This window comes from Kribbella sp. NPDC020701 (assembly GCF_055562215.1).
In genome coordinates this window covers 1-20,445 of the sequence record NZ_JBVHFT010000027.1, presented here as the reverse complement: position 1 = coordinate 20,445, position 20,445 = coordinate 1, and the positions used below count along the sequence as shown (strand labels likewise).

Here is a 20,445-nt window from a genome sequence, read left to right as displayed (position 1 = left end):
TTTCCTCCAGGTGATGGCTATACGGGGGCCGGCCGGCCAGATCGCGCCGCCGGCGGCAGGGATCCGAGGTAGCGCACGTCGACGCCACGCGCCCGGGCCGCCTCAACGATCTTCGGTACGGCGCGCTCCGCGATGGCGGCGATGGTGAACGCCGGATTGACCGTCAACGCTCCGGGCACGGCCGAGCCGTCGGTGACGAAGATTCCAGGATGGTCGCGCAACTCGTTCGTGTCGTCCAGCGCCGAGGTCCGCGGGTCGTCGCCCATCCGGCACGATGCCAGCGGATGCACGGTGTACGCGCCGATGACCTCGTTGGTCCAGGGCATCACCCGGGACAGTCCGTCGCGCTCCATGATGTCGCGGATGTCCGCGTCGGCCAGGTCCCACCCGTGCCGGGTGCTGGCGGACGGGGCGTACCGCAGGTTGCCCCGGCTGAGCATCTGCATCGAGATGCGATCCGCGTTGCCGGTCTCCGGCGGAGGTCCGAAGACACCTTCGTTGTCGTCCTCGGACATGATGAAGATGGTCAGCCAGGACTGCCAGCGCCGCAGGATCTCCTTCTTCTCGACCCCGAACCAGCTGGGGCCCTCGGCGCCGGGTACCTGCGCGAGGATCGTGCCGAACCCCGGCGGGAAGTAGAGCTGCTCCAGCGAGTAGCGGCTGAACTCGGGCAGCGAACCGTCAAGCCGATCCCAGCTCGCGGCCGACGGTCCCCTGCCGATCTGGTTGGCCGCGTAGGCCAGGCCGTCTCCGCGGTCCAGACCCAGGACGTCGCGAACCCTGTCCTCGTTGAGGATCGCCGTGTTGAGCCGTTCGCCGTTACCGGAGAAGTAGCGCCCGACCGCGGGCGGCATCGCCCCGAGCGTCGCTTCGGACCGCTGCAGGATGACCGGCGTCGCGGCCGCGCCCGCCGCGACCACGACGACCTTCGCCCCGATGACTCCGGCGTCGGCCTGCACCCGGTAGTCGACCGGATCGACCACCGTGTAGTGAACCAGGAAGTCTCCCTCAGGAGAGCGCTCGATCCGCTGTACCTCGTGCAGCGGCCGGATCTGGGCGCCGTGATCGATGGCCCCAGGCAAGTAGTTGAGCAGCAGCGACCGCTTCGCGTCGAAGGCGCAGCCGGACATCATCCAGTTGCAGTTGGTGCACAGGCCGGTGTCGATCGCGGCCGCGACCGGATTGGCCGTCCGGCCGGCGTGGTCGCAGGCCGCGGCGAACACTCCCCCGGCGTAGGTGACGTCGTCCCAGCCTCCCCGGGTGATGGGCAGAGCCTCGACGACCCGGTCGTACCAGGGATCCAACGCGTCCCGGGTGATGGACCTGGGCCACATCCGCCGGCCGATGCTGCCCTGGCGCTCGAACACGAACCGCGGGGCGCGGGGCATCGCCGCGAAGTAGACCACGCTCCCGCCGCCGACGCAGTTGCCGCCGAGCACGTTCATCCCGGCGCCCATGGTGAACTCGAACACCCGGGTCGACGACGAACCGAACTTGAAGTCGTGTTCGAACTCGTCCGCGGTCAGCCAGGGACCGCGTTCCAGGACGACGACCGAGGCGCCGCCGGCGGCCAGGTGGAAGGCGGGAATCGCCCCGCCGAAGCCGCTGCCGATGACCAGTACGTCGGTTTGTTCGAAGGCTGTCATTGCGGATCTCCCGTCGAGGTCGTCCGTGGGTGCAGCGCGGCGAGGGCACGGCCGTAGGAGAACCTCGGGAAGCGCCACAGCCCGTCCTGCCCGGGCGGCATGAAGCCCATCGCGGCCAGGCCCGGATGGCCCGCCGCGACGGCGTCGGCCGTGTGCAGATGGGCACCGGTGTCCCAAGCCATCGTGCTGAACATGGCCAGCGCGACCCACAGCTCCTGCTCCGGGTGGCCCGGCGTCAGCAGATTCTGGGCCAGCGCGACACGATGGGCGAAGTCCAGCGCCACAAAGGGCGGTACGGCCGGATCGGGCTCGATGCCGAGCCGGCTCGTGTATTCGCGAGCGTGCTCGTTGAGTCCCTCGGCCAGGCTGTCCAGGATCCCGGCCAGGCCGCCTTCCGGTGAGGTCATCAGCTCCACGGCTCCGGAGGCGACCGCGCCCCCACCGGTCGCCGCACCGGCCACCGCCCGGTCGGTCGGACCGCGCCGCTCGCCAGGGATGATCGTGTCGGCGTAGGCCTCCAGCGTCATCACCTGGTCCACCGACAATGCCTCGAAGTCGTCCACGTACCTGTCCTTTACGGTCGAGGTGTGTCGAACAGGCTGGGAAACCGAGTGGTGAGGCCCAGGTCGCCGCGGGCCTTCATGCGGCCCCGCAGGAACATCACCTTGGGGTTGGCGTTACCGGTGACCATCTTCAAGAAGTCGACCGGCCCGAGAGTCAGCGTCAGGCGAGGCGTCCGCGTCGGCTGCAGCCCGACCGCCAGCGTCCCGTGGCTGATGACCAGCTCCAGCGTGTCGATGCCTCCGTCGGGGCGATCGGTCACCTTCCAGTGCACGACCGCCTCGAGGTCGCCGGCCCGATCGGCCAGGAAGACGGCCGGCATGTCCTCGACGAGGTCAGCGACGATCGAGGTACGGCGCGGCGACTGCATCAAGGCCAGCAGCTCGCGGTCGGAGGCCGCCTTGATCTGCCGGGCGAAGGCGAGACGGTCGTCCAGCGGGCTGATGTCGACAGGGCTCATCGGTCGAACCTCCTGTCAGGCGGGTTCCGGCGGCCGGAGCGCGCCGTACCCGGCCTCGACGACCAGCTGCGCCACCGCGTCGTACTGGCTGCTGTCCCGGCCGGCCAGGGTGCCCAGCCCGTCCACATAGCGGTTGAACATGCAGAACGCGGCGGCGATCAGGACCGTGTCGTGGATCTCGACGTCGGTCGCCCCAGTCTCCTTGGCCTGATTCACCAAGGCCTCGGTCACCTTCCGGCCGCTCTGCTGTACGGCGGCGGCGATCCGCAGCAGGGCCTTCAGCTGCCCGGAGATCGGGGCCGATTCAGGATCGCGGCGAACCTGGGCCACCAGGTCCGAACCACCCGGCAACTGCGCCGCCGCGAAGGCCGAGTGCGAGCCGCAACAGAAGGTGCATTCGTTGAGACCGGACACGTACGCCGCGATCAACTCGCGGTCGCCGCGGGACAGGGAGTTCGGCGCGACCAGCAGCACGTTGGCCAGGTCGTTCAACGGTCCCGCGGTCTTCGGCCGGAAGGCCAGCAGCCCGGTGATTCCCGGCAATCGGGTCTCGTCGATGCCCAGCTCGATGTGCGCCACGCTTCCACCGTCCTTTGTCGCGCGTCGCCGACCGACGCCTTGTCCTCGACAGTGCCAGGCCCGCCGTAGGCCTTCCTCTTGCTGCGTGCCGTCAGCCCGGGGTCCCGCCGTCGGAAGCGCAGAGGGCGATCTACAGCACGCCGTGAAATGCCGGGGACACCTGCCGGCTGCCACGCTCGATGCGGCCCCTGTCAGCCCACGTAGTCGCGTGATTGGACCCCGCTGATGTCCAAGCCTCCAACGGATCTGCAACTGGTCGTACTCGGCGCGAGTGGGCAGCTCGCAACGGTCGCGCACCAACTCGGTTGCCACATCGTCCATGTCCAGAAGCCGGGAAGTCGCCGCCTCGCTGCATTCATCGAGACGAACCCGCCGCGGTCGGCCTTCTACACGGCCGACTACACCGCGGGCGCCCTCCTGGGCTTTGTGGAGCGAGTACTTCGGCCATTGCGGCCCGACGCTGTTGTCAGCGTGCGGGAGGACGGACTCGTACCCGCCGCCCTCGCCAACGAACACCTGGGTCTCGTCGGTACGCCGCTGGAAGTGGTCGAGACCCTACGGGACAAGGCGAGCATGCGGGCGTTGCTCGAGCTCGAGGCGCCACACCTGACACTCCGGGCGGCCGTTCCCGCGAGCACCGAAGAGGCCGCCGAAACCTTTCTCAGGTGGGGTGGCGGACCGGCCGTTCTCAAGCCGCGCGCGGGTGCCGGCAGCCAAGGCGTCGTGCTGATCCGGAGCGTCGACGATCTGCGCGCGCAGGGCGATCCGTCCGGCCGGTTGCTGGAGGAGTATCTCCCGGGCCAGGAATACAGCGCCGAGAGCTTCAGCGTCGGTGGTGCCCACCGGATCTTCGCGCTCGTCGAGAAGCACCTCAGTCCGTCGTTCGTCGAGTTGGCCCACGTGGTACCGGCGCCGTCGCTGGACAACACGCTGGTGCCGGCCGTAGAAGCTCAACTGGTCGAGTTCCTCGACGTCATGGGTCTCGTCGACGGGCCGGCCCATACCGAGTTCAAACTGACCGGCGAGGGTCTCAAGATCATCGAGTCGCACAGCCGGGTCGGCGGTGACGGGATTCCGCACCTGGTCCACCTCGTCACCGGGACAGACCTGCAGCGCTGGAGTTTGGGCTGGCCAGTTGGTCTGGGCGGGCCCGATCCCGGGGCTGTCCCCGCCGCGGCTGCTGCCGCGATCGCGTTCGCCACCGCGCCGGAGGGCGTAGTGCAATCGGTTGCCCTGCCGAGCCTGATCTTTCCGGACGCGCCGGCAGAGGAGGTGAGGTCGTTCGTGCGGCCGGGAGACAGCGTCGCCGCCTTGACGAGCTCAGCGGCGCGCGTCGGCAGTGCGAGTGCTTCCGGGACCGACGCTTCGCGCGTCCTCGCCGCGGCGCGAGCGCTGGCAGCGGGCATCCGCGTCGTGACCCGCCCGGCCGGCGACTACCGCTGAAACGACGAAGGCCACCGTGTCGCTTGAGCACGGTGGCCTTCGTGGGTCGCTACTGATCAGCTCGCGGTCGTTGCGGGAACCGCCTCGCGGCGGCGGTCCAGCCACCACTTCAGCCACCACATCAAGCCGCGGCCCAGGCAGACCAGGGTGGTCGCGAAGAACAGCGTGTACACGATGTTGAAGGACATCAGTACGCCGTACACGACCGCCACGCTCATGCCGAACATGAACTGGTGGCGCGGCTTGCCCGGAGTCGTACCGGGGTCGGTCACCATGTAGTTGGTGAAGAGCAGGAAGGCGACGCCGGTCATCGGCGTCAGGGCACCCCACAGCGCGACGTCCAAGAGCCAGTGCCGTAGCAGGGCCTGGATCACGAACGCGCCCAGCCAGCCCAGGATCAGCGGCACCTTCTTGGTCAGAACGCCGTTCAGCACTGTACCGGCGGTCAGCAAGATGATCGGGATCATGATCCTGATGACGTCCGGAACCTGCTCGGTGAAGTGGTACGGCGGCGCGATGTTGACCCAGGAGAAGAGCACCAGGGTGGTCGTGATGCCGAAGTTGGACGGGTTCATGAAGTGCCGCCAGCGGCCGTTGATCGGCGCCACCAGGACGGCCTTCTGACCGACCGCGATCACCACCGCGAACGCGATCGGCAGGAACCGGTCGTTCGCGTACAGCAGCATGTTGACCGCGAGCGTCGTGATGTAGGCCGGCAGCAGGAAGGTGAACACACCCCAGGCGCCGTGCCCGGCGAACGCGGGCATCCGCCGGTTGGCCCAGCCGGCGATCACCGCGATCACCAGCTCCAGCCCCAGTCCGATCGCCAGCGAGAACAACGGCCAGGCCCACGGCTGCTCGAAGCCGAGCAGGGTGTAGCCCAGGATGTTGAAGACGCTCATCGAAATGGCGAAGTTGCGTAGCGCCAGGTACCGCGGGTCACGGCTGTCGATCCGGGGCGGCAGGCCGACCCGCCTGTCGGCGACGGCCTGCAGCACAGGAGGTACCGGCACCTTCTTGACCGCTGGTGGAAGGATGAGGGATGAGAGGGCGGTCCCCTCGGATCCGCCGCTGGAGACACTGCCCGCCGTCGTCATTTCGCCGCTACCTCCTTGACCTGGTCGGTCAGCATCAGGTTGTGCCAGCCGGCGGTCAGGTCGACCGTCTGCCGGTGTGGTTCGCCCTGCAGGTCCCGCCAACTGATCTCGGCCGACACCGGCTTGGCGCCGGACTCGCCCAGACCGAAGAACACGTCGAAGCTGCGCTTGCCGGAGTGACCGCCACCGCCGTCGAGCTGGGCGACCTGGCGGTGGCCATCCGCGCTGGTGACCACCACCTTGGCCCCGTACGCCGGAGTGCCGGTCGGCCCGCTCGCGGCGCCGCTGCCGGTGGCCGGCCGGTACAGCCGCAGGCCGAGGAAGTCGCCGCTGCCGGCGTGGCCGTTGTGGTAGAACGCCGGTGCGCCCCACTGCCGCGCGATGGCGAAGTCCTGGCCGCCGTCGCCGTCGGTGTCGCCGACCGCGATCCCCCGCGTCGGAGTCTGGTCGGTCATCCCGAGGTTCGCGCTGACGTTCACGTACCTGCCGTTGCCGTCCCGGATCCAGAACGCCATCGGCTGGTGCCCGGCGATGTCGTCACCCGGCTCGGCCTTGGGCCACATGTCCGGGTTCGCCAGCAGGAGGTCGTTGCCCATAGCAAGCTCTTGGAGCCAGTTGAACCGGTTGATGTCGCCCTGGACGAAGCCGACCGCCTGGACGACGGCCAGCCGGCCGCTGTTGTCGAAATCGGCCATCTTGGCGTCCCAGCCCCAGCCGACCCAGGCCATGTCGAGCTTGCCTGCCTCGTTGCGGAACGGCGCGGCGCCCCGGTCCAGCTCGGACTTGGCGCCGGCCTCGCTGGTCTGGGTGTTCATCCAGACCAGATTGCTCTCTTCCAGCCCCCAGGAGGTGGTGATATTGCTGACGAACGCGTCGAACTGGCCGTTGCCGTCCAGGTCGCCGAACTCGATCCCCATCCCCTTGAACGAGTCGTGCCCCACCACCAGCGACTTGGGTGTCAGCGGGGTCCGCCGGCCCTCCACCAGCTCGAACCTGATCTTTCCCGGGGTCGACCGGTTGTGGAACATCCGGTCCTGGCCGAAGTCGTTGGCCAGATAGAGCTCCGGCAGCAGATCGCCGTCCAGGTCCGCCGAGCCGGCGCCCAGCGTCCAGCCGGTCGCGTACTTCGGGTCGATGGCCGGCTGCGTCTGGTAGGACACCGAGGTCGCGGTCGCGCCCGTCCAGCGCAGGATGTGCGCGCCGCCGGCGTTCGTCGCCCGCGACATCGAGTGGTTCATCTGGACGTTGGGCTGCCCGTTCGGGTCCAAGACGCCGCTCTCCGGGAAGTAGTTGAAGACACCGATGTCGGGATGCCCGTCACCGTCGAAGTCCGCGACCGCCACCGCGTTCGTGTTCCACTGCTTGCCCTGGTAGGTGCCGTCGGGCGCGGTGGACGGTGCGATCAACTCGGTCGGCAGGTAGTTCGCCAACGCCAGGACCCCGGGCTGCCCGCGGTGCAGGAACACCACCGGCGTGCGACCCCAGTAGTAGACCAGCAAGTCGGTCCAGCCGTCGCCGTTGTAGTCGCCGGGGACGCACCCCATCGGCGCGATCACGGCGGACATCGGCAGGGGCGCCGGATCGAGCACGAACGGCCTGTACTTCTCGCCACCGGCCGGGGCCGGGGTGACGATCACCGAGTCCGAGCGGGTGTCGACCAGGCACAGATCGTTGGCCACGCCCTGACCGTCCAGGTCGTTGACCGAGATGGCGGCGCCGACCGACGAGATCCAGGACCTGATGTGCTCGTACTGGGGGTTCACCACCCGGACCGACCTGTGCGACAGGTTGTCCGGCAGGGCGATCGGCAGTTCGGTGAACCGGAACTGCCCGGCCAGCTTGGCCTGGTTGGCTGCAGAGACCGTGGGTCGCTGAGCGGCCACGAACAGCGCGGCGGTCAGGATGATCACAAAGAGGGCTGGGGCGAGTCGGCGGACTACCGCGACTGGGCTCGATCGCATCGGATCCTCGCATCTCGACGGGTTGGCGCCGGTCGGCGCCAGGTGGGGTAGGCGGCCATGTCCCGCCCGGGGGAAAGCCTGCTCGGATCACCGAAGGACGGCTTCTCACACGGTGCTCAGGAGGCCCGCTCCTCCTGGCCGGTGCCGGTCTTCTGATCGGTGCCGGCAGGTGCGTAGTGGCCGAGCCGCGCGAAGGCCGCCGCGATCCGCTGCCGCCAGACCTCGTACGCCGGGACGATGCCGTCGGCCGGCAGACCGACCAGTGCCTCGTCGGTCACCTTCTGCGCCAGTGCGACCGGCTGACCGCAGAAGATCTGCGTGGCCAGCTCGTTGTGTGGGCAGACCAGACCGGCCTTGGCCCGCGCGGCGGCTCCGAAGGCGGCACCCTGCGCGATCTGCGGCCGGTAGTCCGCCGCGTGATTCCACAGCGCGGTCAACTCGGCCTCGGTGGCGCCACCGGCGTACGTGGCGGCGAGCCCGATTCCGCTGTACAGATCCGCCCACCGCCGGCGCGGATAGCGCTCGACCAGGCTGGTCACGACCTCCACGTCGGTACCGCCGACGAACCACAGCGCGCGGCCGACGCCCTGGTCGGTGGCCCGGGAGGCGTAGTCCCGCGCGGTCACCGTTGCCCACGGCATCGAGGTGTCCTCGTAAAGATCGTAGACGTAGCGTTCGGTCCTGAAGTACGCCTGGTGAAAGCCGTAGCCGTCGAGTACCAGCCAGCGCAGCAACGGATCGGGCGAGTGCAGGGTCGACCACCTGATGCGCGAGACCCGCGCCATCGCCCAGCCGACCCCGACGTACGCCATGTAGACGTGGTCGGCCCCCGCCCCGGCCAGGAACCGCTCGACGTTGCGGCCGCCGGCCGGGTTGAGGGCGTCGCGGACCGCGAAGGCCATCGCGGCGCCCTCATGGGCGAACCCGCGGAACCGGGTCGGTACGGTCGCCAGCGGGGCTTCGGCCGCGGCCGGGGTCCGTGCCTCCGCGGCGTACTCGAAACCGTCCAGGAACGAGCTGCCGACGGACTCCAGCAGCGCTCGCGCCTCGGCGTTCTTGACATGGAATCCGCGCACCGCCATGCGGGTGGCGGACCGGTCGGGAGTCATGATCTTGCGCCGGAGCACTCGGAGGGTGTTCATGAGTTGGCTACTCCTCTGCCACTGGTCGACGGGGTTGAGGCCGGTGGAACAGCATGGTCAGCAGGGCGGCGACGGCCACCCCGGCGACGACGATGAGGACGACGTTGAGCGGGTCGTCGCCGAAGTGTTCGTGATTGTGACCGGTCCCGGCCTGCGGGGTCCGATCACCGGGGAGCGAGTCCGCGGGCAGGGCAGAAGAGACCCGGAATCGGTTGGTGCCGGACACGGCGCGGCCGTCGGCCAGGATCACGTGGTAGTCCAGGACGTAGTCGCCGTCGTCCTGCAAGGTCAGTGACTCGGTGATCGCCGCACCGGCGGTCACCGGCGCGCCCGACGGGACCGGCTCGCCGCGGCTGTCAGTGACCTCGATGTGGACCTGTTCGGGCTGCACGGCCCGGTCGAACGTGAGCGACACCTGGCCGGGAGGGTCGCGGAACGCGGCACCGTCGGCCGGCGAGACCGATCCGAGGCCGGGGCCGGCCACGCGACCGGCCAGCATCAGCAGGCCGATCGCGAGGACGACCACCGCCCCGGCCCCCACCGCGAGCTGTCCCCAGGCGGATCGGGCCATGGCCGTCAGACCGCTGCCCGCTCGCGGGCGCACCCGCAGACGGTCAGCGCCCGCTCCGACTCCTTGGGCCGCAGGTGGAAGTACATCGCGATCACCATCGGGACGAACACGACCGTGTTGTAGAACAGATGCAGTTCCACCCGCGGATAGAACTGCTGCAGGATGCTGACCGGAACCGACCCACCGAACAGGAAATGCTGGGTCTGCGCCTGGATCAGCAGCAGCAGATGCTCGATGTGGTGCCAGAACTGGATGGCCAGCGCCACCGTCCACCAGGCCCTGCCGCGTCCCGCGAAGCCGTTGCGCAGCGCGAACAACCCGATCAGCATCACGATCGCGTACCCGTAGTGCAGTGTCTCGGACGACACCAGCCACGGGTAGAACTGGCCGAGGACCCCGCGCGCCTGCGGCCGCGGCATGTCGAAGACCCAGATCTGAGCGGCCTGCACCAGGTGCTCGGCCCAGTGCGCCAGCACGACGAACATGAACATACCGAGGGTCAGCCGATGCCCAGCCCCATTCATCCAGCCGACCGACTGCCGACGGTCATTCGCGATCGTGGCCACAGAGTCCTCCCCAACCATCAAGAACCACGCCACTCGGCGCCGTTCCACGATCAGGTCGGGCCCATGTCCCGGTCACCTCCCAGGGTGCTGCCCTGGGCTATGCCTTGAAGAACACCCGGAGAGCCGGGATGACCTGCCGCGGCGCTCCTTCGGAGGCTGATGGACAGAAATCAGTCCGCGCACGAGGTCCGGATCCAGTTCAGCTGGCTAAGCCGAGGCGTGTGGTTAAGGTGCGTATCCGACCTCGGACACGCAGGCTAACCACACGCGGAGTTGGATTGATGGAAACATCAGCCACCCGCGTTTTGTGGTTATAGGACACTTCCAAGGCCAGGGTGCCATACAGCTCGGCCAGATCCGCTCGATCCGCGTGATCCAACACCGTCTTCATGGCGCCGAGCTCGTCGAGCATCGCGCGGATATCCGCAGGACTCAGACGCTCGGCCGACTCGAGCGCTTCAAGTCCCGCCAGAGCCGCCTTCTTCTCGGCCACGGCCGCGTTGTACTGGTTCGTCAGGGTCTCGGGATCCCAACCAGCCTCCAAGGCCCGTTGCAGTCGGTTCATGCTCGCTTCCGCGGCAGCGATCCGTTCCCGGAGGACTCGCTCGGTCGCCTCTGTCGGGTCCTCGACGTCCTGGGCGCCAACGAGGACTGCAACAGTCTCATCAAGATTGTCGGGGCTGAAGAGACCTGCAATCCATTCATTCACGCCGCGGGAGAGCTGATCCTCTCGGACGTAGACGGTCGGCGGATGACCCAGGGCTGCGCTCGATCCAGGGATCGATGTTCTCGCTGCACACCGGTAGAACATCGCATGCTTTCGTCGAGCGCCCACCATCTTCCGCCCGCACGTCGCACAGCAGATGGCTCCTCGGAACAGGTACGCCGACTTCGGCCCGATCCGCGTCCGGGGCTGGGACGCCCGGGCCGCCATATCCGCGCCTCGACGAGCACGGATCTCCAACTGCACCCGCGTGAAGACGTCCACCGAGACGATCGCGGGGTGCGCCGGCTCACGCGACCGTACGATCTTCGACTGCGGCGAACGCCGGAAGCGCACAACGTGTCCCGCTGCCACATCGTCGGGATCCAGCAACTCCTCGACCTTCCGCCATCGGCCGTAGATAGCGAAGCCTGTGTACCGGGGATTCTCGAGGATCGCCTTCACGGTGCTGTGTTGCCAGCCATCGCCCCTCCGATGCCGGTTCTGCTGCGAAGTATGGGCAGACGGGCAAGGAACACCTTCGCGGTTGAGCGTCTCGGCGATTGACTTCAGCCCCAACCCACCGAGGTAGAGCTCGAAGATTCGCTCGACAACAGCCGCCGCCTCCTCGTCGACAGCCAGCGCCCGAAGCCGACAACCCTCCTGAGCCTTCCGCGGATTCGGATGGGGGCCTGCGTCAACGACCACATATCCGTACGGCGCTCGACCGCCTTGGTACCGCCCGTCCATCACGACCTGCGCCGCCATCGCGGCCCGAACCCTGCGCTGTACATGCTGCCGTTCCGACTTCGACAAGCCGCCCGTGATCGTCATCGCCATGTCGTGCACCGTGTTCTCGGGATCGAACTGCCCACCGAGACTCGGGATCCACAGCGCGACGCCGTACCGATGGAACTTCGGCCAGGTCAGGCTGAACTGATTGCTGTACCAACAACGAGTCGCCTCGCCCACAACCAACCCATCCCAGCCACGCTGCGGATTCTTCAACTCCTGCAGCAACCTGCCGGCCTCGCCGCGACGCTCCCACGGCAGCGACCGAGACTGCCCGATGTCGAAGAACTGCTCCACAATCTCGCCGCCGAGCGGCTCAACGAAGCGACTTGCTTCCCCCATCTGCCACGCCAGCGAGGTCCGCGGATCCTGGTTGTCTTCAGTCGAGCAACGTCCATAGAAGGCCAACCGTCCGATCCCGACCTCACTAGTCGGACGGGCTTCCAGTGCCTCGAGACCAAGCAGTTCGTCCAGCGTCGCCCACTCGTCGCCGCTCAAGATGCCCACCTGCGCTTCGACCGGGCCAGTCGAAGAACGATCCGGCGCAACACACGAGCAGCCTGTGGATATAGCACCGGCGACCTGCCCGGCAGCCTCACCCGAATCTGCGGATCCTCACCCACACCGTCCACATCTGGCTTCTCCATGCCTGCTCAACGCATGAGCTACGCACAGTAATCAAGCTTCTCAACGCTACTCAACGTCTCCGGCCCTGAGGTGAGTTCGCCGGAGCATGGCTGTCAGGACCGGGCCATCGACCGACGGCTGCTGAGTACTGATCGGCTCATAGCCCCAAGATTCGTATAGGGCCTTGACCTTCCCGTCGCCGTTCAATGCGTTGACCAGCAACGACACCTGCTCCTCGGGACGATCGCGGAGGAGCTCGTCGTGGATCAGCAGGGCGATCCCCTGACCCCGCCACGGCTTGCGCAGCATGATCTCCTTCACCGCCACGGTCGACGTATCCGCACAGCCGTCAGGCAGCGGAGTAGTCATCCGGCGCCACCAGCGGTCGTCTGGCGTGAGGCTGTTTGCGTAAGCAAACCCGACAGGTTCGTCCGCGTCGTAGCCGATGACAACTTCCCATCCGGGATCGGATGCGTGCCGCGCAAGCTGTTCGCCGAATCGCTCGACCGAGTAGTGCGGCAGATGCAGTTGATCAGCGCGCACGTCGGCGTACACCTCGATCATCGTGCTCCACACATCGTCGATCACGGTGGAATGGCGCAACGCAATACCGTCAGGGGTCACAGAAGCGTCCTCAATGAGTCGTGTGCGTACTGATCCCAGGCGGTTGCCGGGTCGCTCGATGGTGCAGCGATCTGCAGTGTGCTGCTGAAGTCTTGAAGCATCGAGTTGATGCGTGGATGCAGGCCGGTCGGCTCGAGCGGGATCGACATCGCCGTCGCGACTGCTTCCTCGAGGTCGCCTTGGCCGAGCTGTGCTTTGGCCAGTCGTGCGGTGGTGATCGATCGGGTGCGCCGCATGCCGGGCCGCAGCAGAGCGAGGCTTCGATGAGCGTGGCCCTCGGCCACCTCATAGTCGCCGAGCGCCAAGTAGCCTGCCAGCGCGAGATTCTCCAACTCTGCCTGGTCGTAGAAGGCGTTCAGCCAGAGCGGCCGATCATCGCTGAGTTCGGATCTGGTCAGAGCGTCTTCGGCATGGGCAACAGCCTGACGAACGGCGCGGTGATCACCGGTCTGCCCCAATATCGCGGCATGCCTTGCGTGGCCGAGTGACGCGAACATCGGATCTCGCCTCGCAATCGGCAACCGACGCGCGACATCATTGGCAGCCAACGCGTCGATCGGCCTGGCCATGTGGCGGTAAAGGCTGCCGGCGTGGGACCAGATCCTGAATTGGATCGCCGGATCGCCTGACATCGTGGCCAGGCCTGCTGCGCGATCGAAGTGTCGTTGCGCGGTATCGAATCGCCGACCGTCGATGGCAGCCCACATCGCACTCGACGTGAATGAGGCTGCGCAGCCGTAAAGCGCGCTACGGATGCGCTGACTCGCAGTCCCCCGCGCCTGCAGAGCGAGAGCTTCACCGGCTAGCGCGGACGCCTGAGTTTCGATGGTGAGCTTTCCGCCGTACTGATGATCGCTCGCAACGATCAGCGCGAATTTGGAGAGCAGCCGCTCGACGTCACCAGCACCGACTCGGGACTGAGCAGCGCGCTGCGTCGACGCCCCAGTGGCGACCATGACTGTCGCCGCGGAGGTACCGATGAATCGCCGCCGCGGGACAGGCCCCGGCTCGGCCGGAGCGAGGAAACCGAGATCCGTGATCGGGCAGCCGAAGACTGCGGAGAGTGCATCGCGCTGGCGGTGATGTGGCCAGCGAGTCTTCCCGGTCAGCCAGTTCCGCACCGTTCGATCGCTGACGGTGCCGCCATAGCCCGCGCGCCGAAGATCAGCGTTGACCGCCTCAGCCAATTCGGCCTGGGTCAGGCCGATCTCGGCCATACGCGCCTTCAGGGCCTGGTTTCCTTTCACAGCTCAACGATATGTACGGCGAGTCACCGGCCGACAGCGTTCTGCCCGGAAATTTCCGGTTCACGTTCAGCGACAGGTAGCAACTTCTTCCTTACGTTCCGCAGTCGCGCGTTCTTTGATGGGGATCAAGGACCTCGAAGGGGAACTCCGATGGAAGTCGATGCACAACCCGACTATTCGACCAGCCGAATCGCGGGCCCACGCCGGTTCGTACTCCGCCGCACCGTTGATGTCAGCGGAGTCAGCGGCACCGGCGACGTCGCCGAGGGAGTCGAGTGGTCGGACGGAACCGTAGCGCTGCGATGGCGCGGCAAGTGGGCCACCACGGTCGTCTGGGACTACGGCCTCGACGCCCTCCTCGCAGTACACGGCCACAACGGCTCCACCGTCGTGCGGTGGCTCGACGCCGGCCGGCCTGAGGGATGACTGAGCAGGAACTCTGGCGCGTTCAACTGTGGCTGGACGAGTACTTGATCGAGGAGCACATCGCTCCGACAGCACTTGCAGCGCAGTACGCGCACGTCATCAACCTTCGAATCCACGGCCTACCGGGCCGGCAGCTGCGGTGTCAGCGAGTCGCTGAGGTCGCACCCCAGAAGCCGGCCGGCGCGGGGACGAGATAGCGAGTCCGTCCTGGGCCGGCCGTTCCAAACCATCACCAGAAATGGAGAGACATCATGAGCAACGAGATGACCGCCGTTCCGTTCGGTGTTCGTCACCTGGCATCCGGGCCGGACAGGGCACCGATGGAACTGCCGATGACCTACAGCGCCAACCTTCAGCTGAACGTGTCCGCGACCGGCAACCCGTACCACGCCATCGCCGCAGCTCTGCCGGAAACGAACACCGAGACGCCGATCCCCGACGGCCAGCGCCCGGGATCGGACAACTCCACTGACAACTACTGACCATGGGCACCGTCCTGGTGCTGACCTGCCGCGACGACCTCACAGCGGACGCGGTCGTCGACGAACTGACCAGACGGAATGCGCCGGTCGTCCGCTACGACACATCCGACTTCCCTCAGTCGTCCCAGATAGCCGCCACCCTCGGAGCACAAGGCTGGGAGGGGCAACTGACCGCTCATCGGTCGGTCGAACTCGAGGCCATCAGCGCCGTGTGGTGGCGACGGCCCGCCGAGTTCAGTGTGCCGAGCGGCTGGCCGGACGAGGCACGAGCGTTCGCAGTATCCGAGGCGCGCGTCGGAGTCCTCGGCGTGCTGGGGTCGCTTCCGGTGCGATGGATCAATCATCCGGCCAAGGACTCGGCCGCCAACTACAAACCGGTTCAGCTCGCTGTGGCAGCCCGCGCCGGCCTCGACGTACCACGGACGGTCATCACTTCGGATTCTGATCATGCCCGGGGGTTCATCGGCGCTGACGAGGTCATCTACAAGGGGCTCAGTGGTGGCGTACTCACGGCGGAACGGCGTCATCGCTACCTGCCGACCACAGTGCTCCACGCCGACGAGATCGACGCGAGCCTCACCGGCACTGCACATCTGTTCCAGGAACGAGTGCCCAAGCAATGCGAAGTACGCCTGACAGTGATCGGGCACCGGATGTTTCCGGTCGCGATCCAGGCCGGAAGCGAGGCTGCCAGACTGGACTGGAGAACGGACTATCCCTCCCTCACCTACGATCCGATCGAGCTCCCGGTTGATGTCGAGAAGGGCGTCCGGCTGCTGATGGACGAGCTAGGCCTGTACTTCGGAGCGCTCGACTTCGCCGTGACCCCAGAGGGCCGATGGGTGTTCTTCGAAGTGAACCCGAACGGCCAATGGCACTGGCTCGCTGTTAAGGCCGGCCTACCGATGATCGAAGCAATGGCCGATGCCCTCCAAGGAAAGGACGATTGACTCCGTGACCGACTGGACCGACGCCGCTCGCAAGCTCGCCGAGGAAGTAACCGCAACGGCACCGGAGTGGCACGACTCGGTCAGCTCCACACCTCGGCACCAACTGGTGCCGAGGTGGTGGGAGCCGATCCCCGACAGCTACCCATTCGCCTGGGGACTTCGCACGCCGCGGCCGGACCAACCGTGGGCGGAGGCGTACACCGACGAGACACTGGTGACCCGCGTGGGCTCGCTCCACGCCGATCGTGCGGACACATCCGATCGTCCGACGGGCCTCCCGACTTCCTCGTCCACCTTGCCCGGATTGATCGTGCGCATGCTCCACCTGCTCGACCCGCACAAGCACGACCAGGTGCTCGACGTCGGCACCGGCTCCGGCTACTCCGCAGCTCTCCTCGCACACCGCCTCGGCGACAAGCAGGTGACCAGCATCGACCTAGACCCGTACCTCGTCGACGCCGCCCGCGAGCGCCTCGCCGACTTCGGCCGAACCCCACGCCTCGAGATCGCCGACGCCACCGGCTCGCTACCGGACACCAACTACGACCGCATCATGGCCACCGTCGCCGTCCGCCCCATCCCTCCGGCATGGCTAGACGCTCTCCGCGCCGGCGGCAAGATCGTCACCACCATCACCGGCACCTCGCTCATGATCAACGCCGACAAACACCCAGACGGAGTAGTCCGCGGCCACGTCCAACCAGACCCAGCCACCTTCATGCGCACCCGCCGCGAAACCGACTACCCAGCCCGCCTAGATCACGTCTTCAACGCCGCCCGCGACCAACCAGGCGACGAGACCCGCCAACTAACAGGACCCATACCCGACCTGTGGGACGACTGGCAGCTGCGTTGCCTGTACGAACTCGACACCCCCGACATCGAGAACCGCTCCGCGACCCGCGACGACGGCAGCCAACTCCTGTGGCTCCTAGCAGCCGACGGATCCTGGGCACGCGCCGACAGCGAAACCAAGACCATCCACCAAAGCGGCCCACGAGGCCTATGGGACGACCTGCAACGCGTCCAAGCCAGGTGGACAGCCGCCGGCCGTTTCCCCCTCGACACCATGACCGTCGAACTCCGCGAGGATCGAAACGCCCTCATCGGCCCCGACGGCCACTGGACACTTGAGCTCTGACCAACCGCAGATCACCAGCCCCAGCGCTCAACACCACCACATGACCGCCGCTGCTGCTGCACCAGAGATCCTCCGCCTCAGACGCGTCACCCGGGTCTCGCCACATGTGTTTGCCGCCTTCGCAACTGGCGAAGCCGAAAACTGGTGCGCTCGGCCGAGGCAATCGAAGCCGAACAGGTGACCGTACTGCTCGCGGAAGTGGATCGTCTGCAGCGCCAAGTCACCGAACTTCAGCAGGCGAACGAAACCCTCCGAGAGGCCTTGAGCCGCGCACAGAGACGGCTGCTAACCGCTCAGAGTCCGTACAGCAGATAGTCCTGCACCGTCACCAGCTGATCCCACGAATGCACCGGTCCAGTTCGCAGTGAGCGGTGTCATCACGAACCGGACCGGACGCAGAAACTCAACGTCGATCCGTGAGGAGATCCGGGGTGAGGCTCTGGCGGAGTGCGGGACGGCCCCGGAGTGCGCCCCGTCCTGATCCCCCAACGACACCATCATCAAGCTGAGCGGATTCCCCAGTCCTGAGCTGATCGCCACGGAGCACGGCGGCTCCGGGCCCCTCGCCACTACAGTCCGCGGATCAGGCGGTCACTCTGCCTGAGACCGAGAATGAGCGATTCCCGGTGCTCCAGACTGACGGCGTTGTTGACCTCGTTGTCGACGGCCACAATCTGCAGCCGGCCGAGGTACCACTGCGCCGTGCGGGCCAGGAGGTCGTAAACGTCGCGGATGCGCGCCAGATCGAAACCTTCCTGGCCCGCGTTTGAGGAAATGCCGTCCAAGATCAGCAGCCCGGGCAGTGGCAGTCCCCTGTCGATTGCGACCGTGTGATGTGCCAGCGCGTGCGCGATGTTGACCAGGGTTTTGAGGCCCTGACTAGACAGCGTCTCGAAGGCTCGGCCAGACACCTCGGGCAAGTAGGTACTCCGGTTGATGTGGACCTGGAGCTCGGCCGGAGAGAAGTCCGGGATGCGCAGCTCTCGCAGATATTGCAAGCAGCGCTGCTCGAGCGCTCGTACGTTGCCCCTCGGCATCGACACGCTTGATCCCATAGGCCCGGATCCGCTCCTCCACGGCATCCGCCTCCCGCCGGAGTGCCTCACGGTCGGACAGACTCGCCTGGTAGCGGTGGACCAGCTCACTGTACTCAGTTAGCCGCCGGATGTCGGCCTCGAGTGTCGCCTGCTCCGCCGCCTCTTGCTGAAGCTGCGACGACCGGTCGGAGATGAATATCGACGTGCCCTCGTCGAGCCGGCGCGACAGCTCAATGATCTCGGCGTCGAGCGCCGACCGCTCCGCCTCGAGCTGACCTCGAGCCGCGAGACGCTCGCGGAGGACGTCCGTGGTCTCCTCAATCTGGCTGGCGATGCGTTCCTGCTCGGCGAGCAGCGCCGAGGTGGACGGCGCCGGCCGGGGCTCTTGGAAGCACAGATAGCAGTGCCCGTCCTCGGCCCGCCCTGGACTCACTCCTTGGCCGCAGCGTGGACAGACAACGAAGTCAAAATCAACTAGCAGCTCGTCGGCCACGATGGCGCGCGTCAATCGCGCTGACTGTGCCCGCAACTGCTGCTCGAGATCAGCCAGGTCGCTCGCCTGGGCGGCGAGCCCCGACAACTGCTCCGACAGCGCTGCAAACCGGGTTCTCGCAGCGAGCAGCTCGGCACGGATCCTGGCGAGTTCCGGCCTGGATCGATCCATACCTCCTGCGAGGTTTCTGCGCCGATTCACGAGCTCGGCGAGCTGCTGGCGTCTGCCGGCCAGTTCGCGGTCCAGCGCCTCCGCACTGGCGAACGGAGTCTGGGCGAGGAACCGCTGGCTGATCGCCTCGGATTTCTGGTGCTCCTGGATCTGGAGTTCGAGGGTCCGAAGTTCGGCGCGCAACATGGCCAACTCCGGGTCGTAATACCCGTAGACCAGCTCGAAGACCCAGCGCCGCTTTTCCTCCCGCCACGGCCGCAGATGCCCGAACACCTGGGTGTCGAGTTCATCGCCGGTGATGATGCAGTAGTTGAGCCAGTCCCTGATGGACACGGGCGTCAACGCTCCGGACGGATCGCTGCGGGCGCGAGGAACGCTGACGATCGGCAGGCCCAGCTGCTCAAGAAGGAACTTGCCGTACGACGGCCCGTTGCCGGTGACCGGGAGACGGGTCGAGGACGGCTCCCGCCCATGGACGATTTCGCTAATCTCCACAGGAGCCGTGCTGGTTGTGGTGCGAGGCCGATAAATGCTCCAGACCGTGTTGCCGAGAACCACTTCACCACGGATCGCCGTCAGCTGCTCCACCTCCGGCGGCAGGTTGCTCGGCATCGGCCCGAGCAGGGCACTGATAAGCCGGACGAGGGTCGTCTTCCCGCTGGTGATGTCGCCCTGGATGATGTTGAGACCGGGATGGAACGGGACTTTTCGCCCACCGCCGACCAGCTCCACCGACTCCAGCTCGAGGCGGTGCGACGACGTAGGCCCAGCAGGCTCTTGGCTCGTCATCGGATGTCGTCCAGCCACGTCGCGTCCGCCACCTCGGGAACCTCGTAGACGTAGCCCATCAGCGTCCGCCCCGACTTGTCCAGACACCGACGTAGCAATTTTGGCGCGGTCACCGATCTTGAGGAAGATCTCGTCGGCGAGAAGCTGTTCGGCGAGTCCGGCCCCCAGGGCAGTCGTGCGATAGCCGAAACCGCCCGATCCCGGCAACGGTTCGACTTCGACCAGCCCTCTGCCGATCAGCGAGCCGAGCACCGCATAGTACGACGGATCCCAGGGGCCGTAGCGATACCGCATCATCCTGTTGTCCAGAGGAGCGTCGTTCTCCTCGAGATCCTCCAGACGGTCGGCGTCGACTCCGTGCTTGATTAAGACCTTGCGTAAGTGGACCGGATAGCGCAGAAGGAAGTCCAGCTTCGCGAGCTTGACCCGCCCTTCCAGGAAGCGAGGCTCGCCCTTGGACTTCCGGCTGAAGGCGTCGACAAGGAGTAACAGCCGTGCCTCAGACTCTCGGCTGGACTGGAATCGCGACCGCGAGGGCCAGGTTTCACGAGTCGTCACAGTCATCCTGCGACGCCCCATCCGAAGCGGCACTCGTCCGAGAGATGGCACAGATATCCGAAGAGTTGTTCCGCATCACGATCGAAGAGGTCGTCGCGGTCGCACTGGGCGAGGTCACTGGGACGGCTCATCCGCTCCGCAACGATTGCCTCGCCGGATCTCATTCCGAGAACCGGCGACGCCGCTGCGGCCATTGAGATGCGCCGGCTGGTCGCCTCTGCCATAGTCAACATCCGTTGGGCCAACTGATCGAGCCGATCGACGGCAGAGTCCACCGAGGCGAGCTGATGCGCCCCGCGTTTTCCGGACAGCTCTTTTAATGGCCAATTATGCTACGAGCTGCCGTTCCAGGTACTCGTCGTGGACCTGCCGGGGAGTG

General features: G+C 66.7%; 20 protein-coding genes. 5 read left to right on the top strand and 15 right to left on the bottom strand.

What is annotated here, in order from left to right:
• Nucleotides 1–17 precede the first annotated feature (17 nt).
• The 4 genes from ACZ3HV_RS40640 to ACZ3HV_RS40625 all read right to left on the bottom strand — a co-directional run bounded on the left by ACZ3HV_RS40640 (nt 18) and on the right by ACZ3HV_RS40625 (nt 3,246).
• Entirely contained in the window at nt 18–1,646 is a 1,629-nt protein-coding gene (locus tag ACZ3HV_RS40640; RefSeq protein ID WP_465692821.1) for a GMC family oxidoreductase N-terminal domain-containing protein, read from the bottom strand.
• Nucleotides 1,643–2,209: a DUF5987 family protein gene (locus tag ACZ3HV_RS40635; RefSeq protein ID WP_465692819.1), complete on the bottom strand. Its 567-nt coding sequence runs from the start codon at nt 2,207–2,209 to the stop codon at nt 1,643–1,645. The genes ACZ3HV_RS40640 and ACZ3HV_RS40635 overlap by 4 nt, the downstream gene beginning before the upstream one ends.
• Nucleotides 2,210–2,220: 11 nt before the next feature.
• The gene (locus ACZ3HV_RS40630) at nt 2,221–2,529 is read right to left on the bottom strand and encodes an SCP2 sterol-binding domain-containing protein (RefSeq protein ID WP_465692900.1); all 309 of its coding nucleotides are present in this window, start codon (nt 2,527–2,529) and stop codon (nt 2,221–2,223) included.
• Between the two features lie 153 nt (nt 2,530–2,682).
• Nucleotides 2,683–3,246, bottom strand: a complete 564-nt coding sequence (locus ACZ3HV_RS40625; protein WP_465692817.1) for a carboxymuconolactone decarboxylase family protein — start codon at nt 3,244–3,246, stop codon at nt 2,683–2,685.
• Between the two features lie 225 nt (nt 3,247–3,471).
• Between ACZ3HV_RS40625 and ACZ3HV_RS40620 the strand changes: the two genes are divergently transcribed.
• On the top strand, nt 3,472–4,689 hold the full coding sequence (locus tag ACZ3HV_RS40620; protein ID WP_465692816.1) for an ATP-grasp domain-containing protein: 1,218 nt from the start codon (nt 3,472–3,474) through the stop codon (nt 4,687–4,689).
• Nucleotides 4,690–4,745: 56 nt separating this feature from the next.
• Here ACZ3HV_RS40620 and ACZ3HV_RS40615 read toward each other — a convergent pair whose 3' ends face one another.
• From ACZ3HV_RS40615 to ACZ3HV_RS40580, 8 genes are all read right to left on the bottom strand, one after another.
• Entirely contained in the window at nt 4,746–5,786 is a 1,041-nt protein-coding gene (locus ACZ3HV_RS40615; RefSeq protein WP_465692814.1) for a hypothetical protein, read from the bottom strand.
• A complete protein-coding gene (locus tag ACZ3HV_RS40610; RefSeq protein WP_465692812.1) occupies nt 5,783–7,747 on the bottom strand; it encodes a CRTAC1 family protein in 1,965 nt (654 codons plus the stop codon). Before ACZ3HV_RS40610 ends, ACZ3HV_RS40615 begins: the two co-directional genes overlap by 4 nt.
• Nucleotides 7,748–7,863: 116 nt before the next feature.
• The gene (locus tag ACZ3HV_RS40605) at nt 7,864–8,889 is read right to left on the bottom strand and encodes a DUF1702 family protein (RefSeq protein ID WP_465692810.1); all 1,026 of its coding nucleotides are present in this window, start codon (nt 8,887–8,889) and stop codon (nt 7,864–7,866) included.
• Nucleotides 8,890–8,896: 7 nt separating this feature from the next.
• Nucleotides 8,897–9,493 carry a copper resistance CopC family protein gene (locus ACZ3HV_RS40600; RefSeq protein WP_465692808.1) on the bottom strand — a complete coding sequence of 199 codons (597 nt, stop codon included), beginning with the start codon at nt 9,491–9,493 and terminating at the stop codon, nt 8,897–8,899.
• The gene (locus ACZ3HV_RS40595; RefSeq protein WP_465692806.1) at nt 9,466–10,026 is read right to left on the bottom strand and encodes a hypothetical protein; all 561 of its coding nucleotides are present in this window, start codon (nt 10,024–10,026) and stop codon (nt 9,466–9,468) included. Before ACZ3HV_RS40595 ends, ACZ3HV_RS40600 begins: the two co-directional genes overlap by 28 nt.
• Nucleotides 10,027–10,225: 199 nt before the next feature.
• Nucleotides 10,226–12,019, bottom strand: coding sequence for a recombinase family protein (locus ACZ3HV_RS40590; RefSeq protein ID WP_465692805.1), 1,794 nt, complete (start codon nt 12,017–12,019; stop codon nt 10,226–10,228).
• A 195-nt stretch (nt 12,020–12,214) separates the two neighbouring features.
• On the bottom strand, nt 12,215–12,772 hold the full coding sequence (locus ACZ3HV_RS40585) for a hypothetical protein (protein WP_465692803.1): 558 nt from the start codon (nt 12,770–12,772) through the stop codon (nt 12,215–12,217).
• Nucleotides 12,769–14,019, bottom strand: coding sequence for a helix-turn-helix transcriptional regulator (locus ACZ3HV_RS40580; RefSeq protein ID WP_465692802.1), 1,251 nt, complete (start codon nt 14,017–14,019; stop codon nt 12,769–12,771). The genes ACZ3HV_RS40585 and ACZ3HV_RS40580 overlap by 4 nt, the downstream gene beginning before the upstream one ends.
• A gap of 150 nt (nt 14,020–14,169) precedes the next feature.
• Between ACZ3HV_RS40580 and ACZ3HV_RS40575 the strand changes: the two genes are divergently transcribed.
• From ACZ3HV_RS40575 to ACZ3HV_RS40560, 4 genes are all read left to right on the top strand, one after another.
• On the top strand, nt 14,170–14,445 hold the full coding sequence (locus tag ACZ3HV_RS40575) for a hypothetical protein (protein ID WP_465692801.1): 276 nt from the start codon (nt 14,170–14,172) through the stop codon (nt 14,443–14,445).
• A gap of 251 nt (nt 14,446–14,696) precedes the next feature.
• On the top strand, nt 14,697–14,927 hold the full coding sequence (locus ACZ3HV_RS40570; protein WP_465692799.1) for a hypothetical protein: 231 nt from the start codon (nt 14,697–14,699) through the stop codon (nt 14,925–14,927).
• Nucleotides 14,928–14,929: 2 nt separating this feature from the next.
• The gene (gene tgmB / locus ACZ3HV_RS40565) at nt 14,930–15,877 is read left to right on the top strand and encodes an ATP-grasp ribosomal peptide maturase (RefSeq protein WP_465692797.1); all 948 of its coding nucleotides are present in this window, start codon (nt 14,930–14,932) and stop codon (nt 15,875–15,877) included.
• 4 nt (nt 15,878–15,881) lie between these two features.
• The gene (locus ACZ3HV_RS40560; RefSeq protein WP_465692795.1) at nt 15,882–17,018 is read left to right on the top strand and encodes a methyltransferase domain-containing protein; all 1,137 of its coding nucleotides are present in this window, start codon (nt 15,882–15,884) and stop codon (nt 17,016–17,018) included.
• Between the two features lie 569 nt (nt 17,019–17,587).
• On the opposite strand, the gene ACZ3HV_RS40555 is transcribed toward ACZ3HV_RS40560, so the two are convergent.
• The 3 genes from ACZ3HV_RS40555 to ACZ3HV_RS40545 are packed head-to-tail and all read right to left on the bottom strand — an operon-like array spanning nt 17,588 to nt 20,290.
• Entirely contained in the window at nt 17,588–17,938 is a 351-nt protein-coding gene (locus ACZ3HV_RS40555) for a hypothetical protein (RefSeq protein WP_465692794.1), read from the bottom strand.
• Entirely contained in the window at nt 17,898–20,066 is a 2,169-nt protein-coding gene (locus ACZ3HV_RS40550) for a hypothetical protein (protein WP_465692792.1), read from the bottom strand. Before ACZ3HV_RS40550 ends, ACZ3HV_RS40555 begins: the two co-directional genes overlap by 41 nt.
• Before the next feature lie 2 nt (nt 20,067–20,068).
• Nucleotides 20,069–20,290 carry a hypothetical protein gene (locus ACZ3HV_RS40545; RefSeq protein ID WP_465692790.1) on the bottom strand — a complete coding sequence of 74 codons (222 nt, stop codon included), beginning with the start codon at nt 20,288–20,290 and terminating at the stop codon, nt 20,069–20,071.
• Between the last annotated feature and the right edge of the window lie 155 nt (nt 20,291–20,445).